The sequence below is a fragment of the Bartonella sp. CE47NXGY genome (genome assembly GCF_042195415.1).
Taxonomy (GTDB): domain Bacteria; phylum Pseudomonadota; class Alphaproteobacteria; order Rhizobiales; family Rhizobiaceae; genus Bartonella.
The window spans coordinates 1-1,407 of sequence record NZ_JBHIOI010000134.1 but is presented as its reverse complement, the minus strand read 5'-3'; the positions used below and the strand labels follow the sequence as shown (position 1 = coordinate 1,407).

Here is a 1,407-nt window from a genome sequence, read left to right as displayed (position 1 = left end):
CCCCATTTATCTCACCCCATCCATGCAAAAACCCAACGTGCCCCCAAAACACGCACAATGCATAAATCCATAAATCCTCCTCTTCACTTTTACAGATTCACATTTTTACGCTTTTACACATTCACAGAAAACAGCCAACGAAAGATTCACCACCCCACACCGCTCGATAAACACTGGTCCGTAAACAATCCAGCTTCTTATCTAGGGAAGGACTACGGATCACTTCATATAATTATCACCACCCCTCAAAAGACGCGCTTTATCAGACAAGACAAATAAGCCCTTCCTCCAAATATTCTCCACATACTCTTCTCCAGAAAACGCACTTAACACCCCTTTTCATCCCAGCTTTCCCCGCTCCATTCACAAATGCATCCCCCTACTCTCACCATATTCCACGCCATGATAAAAGCATACACACAGTACAAATCCTCCGCATTATTTTACGGATATACGTTTTCACGCTTTTACATCATTACAGAAAACAGCCAACGAAAGATTCACCCCACGCACTGCTCTGTAAACACTGCTCTGCAAAAATCTGATTTTCTTGTCTATTAGATTCCCCTGCTGATTATTTCATATGGCTATCCCACATATCAAAAAATGCTGTTTCATCAGACAAGACAAATAAGCCCTTCCTCCAAATATTCTCCACATACTCTTCTCCAGAAAACGCACTTAACACCCCTTTTCATCCCAGCTTTCCCCTCTCCACTCACAAATGCATTCCCCCATTTATCTCACCACATTCCACGCCAAATAAAAGTATACACAAAGCACAAATCCCCCGCATCATTTTACGGATATACGTTTTAACGCTTTTACGTTATTACAGAAGTCAGCCAAATAAAATTTCCACATCACCACCCGCGCTGCACTGTAAACACTGTTCTGAAAACGAACCCAGCTTTTTGCCTAGTACCTTACAGTCTCCACCCCCCAAAAAAGACAGCACTTCATCAGGCTCAACAAATCAAGCCCTACCCTGAATATTCAAGCTCTTCACTCCTCCTTCAAATAGCGCCGTTTTACGGTATAACAGAATAGAAAATTTTTCATTTTTCTTGCCAACCTTCTGAAACTGCCTTATGAATAAATATCGTAAGTTTGATCGTCTACGCAGCGATCAACAGGGAACTAAAAGCCCTAAACCCTAACGTACAATTGAGCCCACTTTTGCGAATATCCTTAGAATTCCGGGAGTTTTTGTTATGTCCAGGTGCGTTTCCGCACTAAAAGCAAAAAACTGACTAGAGCTCAGTATTTTGACTCTCGGAATACCAATGCGAGGGCGCTCGCAACCGGAGGGAAGCTTGAAGTGCCAACCAAAAATCCAAATTTTATCGACATTTCTGATTAAGCAAAAGACGCGATTTATAATCCATATTTCGCACTTTTTTAAAA

Annotated in this window: 1 protein-coding gene; it reads left to right on the top strand. The window is 41.8% G+C overall.

Going from position 1 to position 1,407, the window contains the following annotated elements:
• The coding region (locus ACFIL3_RS10135; protein ID WP_375682224.1) for a hypothetical protein at window positions 1–279 on the top strand (279 nt) is incomplete at its 5' end.
• Window positions 280–1,407 lie beyond the last annotated feature (1,128 nt).